The organism is Elusimicrobiaceae bacterium (assembly GCA_028700325.1).
GTDB lineage: Bacteria > Elusimicrobiota > Elusimicrobia > Elusimicrobiales > Elusimicrobiaceae > JAQVSV01.
In genome coordinates, this window is sequence record JAQVSV010000091.1 from 1 (window position 1) to 7182 (window position 7182).

Below are 7182 nucleotides of genomic sequence, written 5' to 3' on the forward strand. Positions count from 1 at the left end.
CAAGACATATCTGACACAGGCAGGCAAACCATACGGCGGCCAGCCTTTCGACATGGACAGCGTGTTACGGGTGCTTCAGCGCAAGGTTTATATCGGTTTTGTCCGTAACGAACGCACAAAGCAGGAATTCCCCGGTCAGCACAAACCTATTATCGAACCTGCCGTGTTTGAGCAGGTACAGACACTTATAGGCTCGCGCAATCATCGTGGCGGCGAGGTGCATTATGCCGCCAACAAATACGGCTTCCTCCTAAAAAGCATGCTTCGCTGCGGTGAGTGCGGCAACGCGATAACACCCTATGTGCGGCCCAAGAAGGACAAAGTTTACCTGTATTACAGGTGCCTAAGCCAGAACACCGGGCAAGGCAAGAAGTGCAAGTTCACGAGCATCGGTGCGCGCAAACTTGAAGAATTCATCGTAGAAAAACTGGCGGCTTTGGGCTGGGACAGGCCTTTTCTGGACAAGGTGCTGTCAAAGGCGCGGACAATGGCAAAACAGAGCATCGGCCCGCTGGAATCGGAAAAGCGGCAGATGCAGGACCAGCTGAACAGACTCCAGCGCGAAATACAGGGCTTGATTGGCGTCGCAAAAGCCGGCGGCAATTCGCAGGAAACAGGGCAGGAATTGCAGCGGCTGGAAGCGGCAAAAGCCGAAGTCGCGGCCCGAATCGCAAGTACTGAAGCCATAATAACGCACCGAAAGCAGACCGTTTACGATACCGACGCCGTGCAGGGCGTGTTCAAACGCTTCGCGCTGTTCATCAATAAAATTCCCGTGGAAATGAAAGTGCGGATTATCAGGCTTATGGTGGAGCAGGTCATCGTTTCCAACAGCCAGATAGAGGTAAAATTGCACGAGTTTCCCGTCGGAACATTACATAAAACACTGTCTGAATGCGGTGCGGGTTCCGGCGGCGGAAAAGTGGTATTTAGGGGGGATAGCTTTGCAAAACGGCAGGGGACTGATACGACTATAAACAAAAACTGCTACCGAAGTTCGGTAGCAGTTTCTGTAGATCAGTGGCGGGGTCGACGGGATTTGAACCCGCGGTCTCTGCCTTGACAGGGCAGCGTGTTAACCAGGCTACACCACGACCCCACGGTTCGTATATACTAGCTTATTTCTCACCTGCTAGTCAATTTTTCCGGAAATCTTTGGGCTGGAGAGGTATCGAACCTCCGACCTTCTGCTTGTAAGGCAGACGCTCTACCACTAAGCTACCAGCCCGCTTCATTCATTATACCACATATGGGCCTGCCGAACGGAATTTTCACCACCTGTCCGCGCAGCTTCATCGGAATTTTTTTAAACGCCCGGCCCGGAACCCGGCAGGAAGATGAGCGTATCGCCGCAACCACCTCAGTACAGACGTATCAGCACAGCCGCACGCCCGTCATGATCTCCGGTAGAGACCTCACGGCTGGCATAAATCGCGTTGTTCAGCCATTTGTAAGGACCATTCTGATATTGGCCCTGCCTGACCATGCTCCTGACAAAAGCTTCTCGCGCCTCCGTTATTGAAGCATAGGTGTGTTTGAGCAGCGGCGACACATTCTCGCGGCTGAACGCGGCGATGAATATCCAGCAGTTCCGCCCGCGCACGGGCCCGAATATTCTGCCGTGATTATTGGGCAACAGACAAGGCGCGTCGGAGAACGCCCGCCCGAAACCGCTGATGCTGGCACAATAAGCGCCGTCTATATAGCCGAAATACCCGCCGGAATGGATACCGCGGTCCCGATATCCGGCCGCGCCGCAGGCATTGAGCAAAAACTCCGTCGCCTCCTGCCCGCTGCGCGACACGACATCAAGGATTATCACGTTTATCGGCTCAATCAGCATCCATGAACGATGTTTCAGCCCCCGCCAGCGTGCCGGCATGCGGTCATTGTCAAACATCCATTTGCCGATAGGCGGCAGTTTCGGCACGGTAACTATAAAATCTCTGGCCGCCTCCAGAAATTCGTGCGGATATTCACTGACGCCGTCCGCTGCGCTTTGCGCGACAAAAGTTTCGTACGCGTAACCCTGCGCGCACCAACCCGGACATGTGAACGAAACAAAAACCGCAACTGCGATTGCGAACGCTTTTTTCATAATGCCATCCCGCTATCAATGTAAAAATCACCGCATACTTATACGAAACCCGGAGAAACTGAAGCACCGCCGCCAGTTCCGCGGCGATCTATTGAAAATAGGAATTCTGCGCGGACGGCTTGATCTCACTGGCCCTGATCACGCTCGGCTGAAGTGCCGCCGGAACGACCGGATAAGCCGTCAGCGGACGGATCTCGGTTTTTCCGGTTCCCGCGCCGGTTTGCGCGACCTGCGGCCGAGAACTGCTCAAAACCCATCGCGTAACACTGCCGGCCGTGGTGGCTGCGGGTTTCCCGCGCGCCGCGACCGTCGTGGCTGATGCTGCCGGAGCGTTTTCCCCCGCCTCAATCTTTCTGATCAGCGGATTGATGAAAACTTCCGCTATACTATCCGCAACAGACCGCGCGCCCGGCGGAGGCCGCGGTACGGACAGCTCCTTGAAAACCGGCCTGGCGTTACCCGGTGAAGCGAGCGCGCCTATCGCCGCATCCAGATTGCCAAGAGAAGCATCGGAAATGGGCGTTATGAAAAGATCCATTATTTTGCGCGTAAGCGAGTTCGCCGCGCCGTATGCCGGCAAAAAAACCGACGGATTCCAGACCTCATCAGGCGGCAAAACGCCCTGACCGGGGCTGGCAAGCATCTCCGCCGCACCGCTTATCCCATTCAAAACCGGCTCCGCCAGATCTTTGACAATGCTGTTTTTCAGCGCGGAAGCGGAACCGGAACCTTTATCCCCGCAAAGACCCGGCCCTGAAAAAATGCAAACCGCCGCAAAAAACAGGCCTGCTTTCATAATTCCTCCGCTAACCGCCCTCAATCTATTATATATCAAATCCGGTTCAGCGCAAGAGTCTGGCGGATTAACCGGCGCGCTTGTCTGTATTTTCATTAATCTTGTACTATATATGCAACCCCAAAAACCCCGGCTCGCAAGCCGGGGCACCAGGAGAATAGAATGGCGATTGACACCGTTTCACGCAATCTGATGCTCGAAAGCCTAAAAAAGTACGCCGAGCGCAGACTCCCCTACGACACTATCCGGGAACTGGACTGCGCTAACCAGTTCCCCGCCGAAATCCTGCGCGAAATGTACGACCCCGGCATTCTGGGCGTGCACCTGCTGCTCATCCCCCGTGAACATGGCGGGCTCGGCGGAAGCACCGTTGACATTTACCGCGTCTGCCACGCGCTGGCGCGTATTGATCTGGGCGTGGCGACCTCCGTTTTCGCCACTTTTCTGGGCAGCGATCCGCTGCGCGTAGGCGGCACGCCGGCCCAGCAGGCGAAATGGATGACCCGCATAGCCCGGCAGCAGATGCTCGTGGCCTACGGCGCGACAGAAGCGGACGCCGGCAGCGACCTTGTAAACCTGCGCACCCGCGCGGAACGCGTTATGAAGGACGGCAAACTCTCCGGCTATAGGCTGACCGGCAACAAACAATGGATTTCCAACGGCGGCGTGGCCGATCTTTACACCATTCTCGCCATGGCGCCGGACGGGCCGAGCTGGTTTCTTGTCGAACGCGGCACGCCCGGGTTCGAAGCCAACAAGCATGAGGACAAGTACGGCATCCGGCTTTCCAACACAGCCGGACTCTCTCTCGACGAAGTTTTTGTGCCTGCGGAAAACCTGATCGGCGAAAAGGAAGGCCAGGGGCTTTTGCAGGCCCAGGCCGTGTTCGGCTACACGCGGCTGATGGTGGCGGCGTTCGGGCTCGGAGCGGGCGAGGAAGCCATTGAAACCGCGATCCGCTACAGCCAGCAGCGCATACAGGGCGGCGGGCCGCTCTCGCAGAAACAGGGCTATACGCACAAGCTGATCGTGCCGCACGAGGTTAAATTCGAGGCGGCGCGCGCTTATATTGACCATGTGGCACGGCGGCTCGACACTGACGCGCACGGCCTGCAGACCGAAGGCGCGATCGCCAAATATTACGCCACCGAAGCCGGCAACCGCGCGGCCGAAGACGCCATTCAGGCGCTCGGCGGTTACGGCTACACCAAGGATTTCCCCGTTGAAAAAATCAAGCGGGACGTGAAGATCACCTGCATCTACGAAGGCACCAACGAAATAATGGAAATGACCATCTACCGCGGACGCTGGCAGGAGCATCTGAAAAGCCGCGGCGCGTATTACGCCGCACTGGGCGCGAAGACGGACGCGCTGCACGCGGCAGCGCCCGACGTGGGTGCTGACAGCGCGGCGCTGGGGCTTAAATCGCTCGCCGTAATACTGGAACAGTGCCGCGAACAGAAACTGACCCGCCAGCAGTACACCACGTTCAAGCTGGGAGAACTGATCGCCAAAGCTGAAGTCGCCATGGTGTTCTCCGAAAGCGCGGCGGACAAAAACTACGGCGAAGGCGTGAAAGTTGACCGCGACACGCTCAGGGCGATGGCGCGGGTCTGCGCCCGGGAAACCGCGTTCGAGATCGCGCTTGAAGGCATGAAGCTGGTGCTCGGCGGCGGAACCGGCAGCGCGGCGACACTCGCGCAGGCCGTCAACCTTACGGTCATTGAAGACCTCCAGCGCGGCATTATCGCCGATAAAGACCTTATCGCCGCCAAACTCAACGAAGTTTACAGAGCCAAATAACGGAGATATTACCATGCGAATCGCTGTCTGCATAAAACAGGTGCCGGATTCTACCCAGGTTAAGGTGGACCCCAAGACCGGAACGCTTATCCGGGCCGGGGTGCCGAGCATTTTAAATCCCTACGACCACTGCGCGCTGGAAGCGGCGCTTAAACTCAAAGAGGAAACGGGCGCGGAAGTGGTGGTTGTTTCGATGGGCCCGCCTCAGGCGGAGGAAGTGGTGCGGCTGGCGCTCGCGCTGGGCGCTGACCGCGGCGTTCTGCTGTCGGACCGGGCATTCGCCGGCTCGGACACATGGGCCACCTCCTACGCGCTGTCACAGGCGATAAGGCATATCGGCGAAGTGGACCTTATTCTGTGCGGCGTCATGGCCATTGACGGCGACACCGCCCAGACCGGGCCCGGCATCGCCTGCCAGCTGGGCATCCCGCAGATCACTTTCTGCGACGCCATCGAGCCGCTTAAAACCGGCCGCATCCGCGCGCGCCGCCTCATCGAAGGCGGGCACGAAACGGTGGAAACCGCGTTGCCCGCGCTGGCCACCATGCACCTGCCGCACGACTACCAGCCGGCGTACCCGTCGTTTCCGCAGGCCGACGCGGCTCAGGCCAAGCCTTACGAGGTGTGGACGGCGGCGGACATACACGCCGATTCCAAACTGCTGGGCCTTAACGGCTCGCCCACCCGGGTTGACCGGGTCTACGCGCCGCCCGCGCGAGAGCGCGGCCAGGTATCAAGCGGCGGCACGGCCGAGCTTGTGGCCCGGCTGGTCGAGATTCTGAAACAGGAGAGTGTGGTCAAATGATAACCGTTTCCGCCAAATGCATAGGCTGTGCCAAATGCGTAAAAGCGTGCCCTTTCGGCGCCATTGAAATGCACGGCAGGAAAGCCGTGATGAACGACAAATGCACGCTGTGCGGCGCGTGCGTGGAAACCTGCCCGGTGAAAGCGATAAGCATAGGCCGCTCGGAAATGAGCCGCGACACCGCCGGTTATTCGGGCGTATGGGTGTTTGCGGAACTGTCGGACGTGCCGGGCGGCGGCAAAACGGTACGGCCGGTGACGCTCGAACTGCTGAGCGCGGGCAAACGCCTCGCCGGTGAACTGGGAGAGGAGCTGTGCGCGGTTCTGATCGGCCATGACGTGGCCGGCCATGCCGCCGAACTGGCGGCCAACGGCGCGCAGAAAGTGTATCTGTGCGACCATAAGCACGCCCAGCATTACACGACCGACGTATATGCCCGGGTTACGGTGGATTTCATCCGCAGGCACAAACCGGCGATAGTGCTTTACCCCTCCACCTACATCGGCCGTGACATAGCGCCGCGCATTTCCAGCGAACTGTATGTGGGCCTGACCGCCGACTGCACGGGCCTCTCCATTAAAGAAGGCAACCTGCTCCAGACCCGGCCCGCGTTCGGCGGCAACATCATGGCCGATATCCTGAGCCCGGGCACCCGCCCGCAGATGGCTACGGTGCGGCCCAACGTGATGAAACGAAATGAGCCGGAACCGGGACGGCAGGCTGAAATAATCAAATCCGAAACCGTCATTGACGAGCAGCTGCTGCGCGTGAAAGTGGTGGAGCGGCATGTTGACCACAAACAGTCGGGCGGCAAAATTGACGAGGCTGAAGTGATCGTGTCCGGCGGGCGCGGCATGAAGAACGAGCGGGGCTTCAAACTTCTTGCCAGACTGGCGGACGAGCTGGGCGGCACGGTGGGCGCTTCCCGCGCGGCGGTTGACATGGGCCTGCACCGCAAAACCCATCAGGTCGGCCAGAGCGGCACCACGGTTTCGCCGAAGCTGTACGTGGCGTGCGGGATATCCGGCGCGGTGCAGCATGTGGTGGGCATGAGCGGATCCGACGTTATCATAGCCGTCAACAAAGACCCCAACGCTCCGATCTTCAACATCTGCAAGTACGGACTGGTGGGCGACGCGCACCAGATAGTGGAAAAACTGACGGAAGCGCTGAAAGCGAAAAAATAAATGCGCCTGTTCTATCAGCTGCTGATAATGTTGGTGGGAGTCGGCGTGCTGCCCCTGTTGCCGGGCGGGGCGGTCATGCTGTATTATCAGCACCGCGCGGAGAACAACGCGCTGAAACTGCACGCGGGCCTGGCGCGCACCACCGCCATAAGCGTGAGCCAGTATATTTCCGGGCTGGGCGACCGCATGGCGTTCACGCAGGAACTGGAGCGGAGCCTGGCTGACAATAACCGCGCGGCCGCACAGTGGACGATAGAACTGGCCATCGCCTCCAATCCGGATTTCCTGCTGATGGCCGTGCTCGACCGCAACGGCCGCGAGCTCATGCGGGCAGGCGATCCCGACATGGTGCAGCGCTACAGACCGGTCAACGCCGCCGCCAGCAAACTGTTCCAGCGAAGCGTTGCGGCGCAGGAAGTGGTGCTGGGCGAATTCGGCTCCTACAGCGGAGGGCCGGGCGGACTGATGTTTTTTCCGCTCGACACCGGGCAGA

Annotated in this window: 6 protein-coding genes and 2 tRNA genes; 4 read left to right on the plus strand and 4 right to left on the minus strand. The window is 59.1% G+C overall.

Features of this window, described 5'->3' with window-relative positions; all coding sequences use genetic code 11:
• Window positions 1-1021: 1021 nt before the first annotated feature.
• The 4 genes from PHW69_09160 to PHW69_09175 all read right to left on the minus strand — a co-directional run bounded on the left by PHW69_09160 (window position 1022) and on the right by PHW69_09175 (window position 2894).
• Window positions 1022-1099, minus strand: a tRNA-Asp gene (locus PHW69_09160).
• A 57-nt stretch (window positions 1100-1156) separates the two neighbouring features.
• Window positions 1157-1228: transfer RNA gene (locus PHW69_09165), tRNA-Val, on the minus strand.
• A 132-nt stretch (window positions 1229-1360) separates the two neighbouring features.
• Window positions 1361-2098 carry a hypothetical protein gene (locus PHW69_09170; protein ID MDD4005351.1) on the minus strand — a complete coding sequence of 246 codons (738 nt, stop codon included), beginning with the start codon at window positions 2096-2098 and terminating at the stop codon, window positions 1361-1363.
• A gap of 88 nt (window positions 2099-2186) precedes the next feature.
• Window positions 2187-2894 carry a hypothetical protein gene (locus tag PHW69_09175; protein ID MDD4005352.1) on the minus strand — a complete coding sequence of 236 codons (708 nt, stop codon included), beginning with the start codon at window positions 2892-2894 and terminating at the stop codon, window positions 2187-2189.
• A gap of 162 nt (window positions 2895-3056) precedes the next feature.
• Here PHW69_09175 and PHW69_09180 point away from each other — a divergent pair, with 162 nt between their 5' ends.
• The 4 genes from PHW69_09180 to PHW69_09195 all read left to right on the plus strand — a co-directional run.
• Window positions 3057-4697, plus strand: coding sequence for an acyl-CoA dehydrogenase family protein (locus tag PHW69_09180; GenBank protein ID MDD4005353.1), 1641 nt, complete (start codon window positions 3057-3059; stop codon window positions 4695-4697).
• Between the two features lie 13 nt (window positions 4698-4710).
• Window positions 4711-5502: an electron transfer flavoprotein subunit beta/FixA family protein gene (locus PHW69_09185; protein ID MDD4005354.1), complete on the plus strand. Its 792-nt coding sequence runs from the start codon at window positions 4711-4713 to the stop codon at window positions 5500-5502.
• Window positions 5499-6689 (plus strand): FAD-binding protein, encoded by a 1191-nt coding sequence (locus PHW69_09190; protein ID MDD4005355.1) that lies wholly within the window; start codon window positions 5499-5501, stop codon window positions 6687-6689. Before PHW69_09185 ends, PHW69_09190 begins: the two co-directional genes overlap by 4 nt.
• Window positions 6690-7182 (plus strand): hypothetical protein (locus tag PHW69_09195; GenBank protein ID MDD4005356.1); only part of this gene is annotated, 493 nt, incomplete at its 3' end.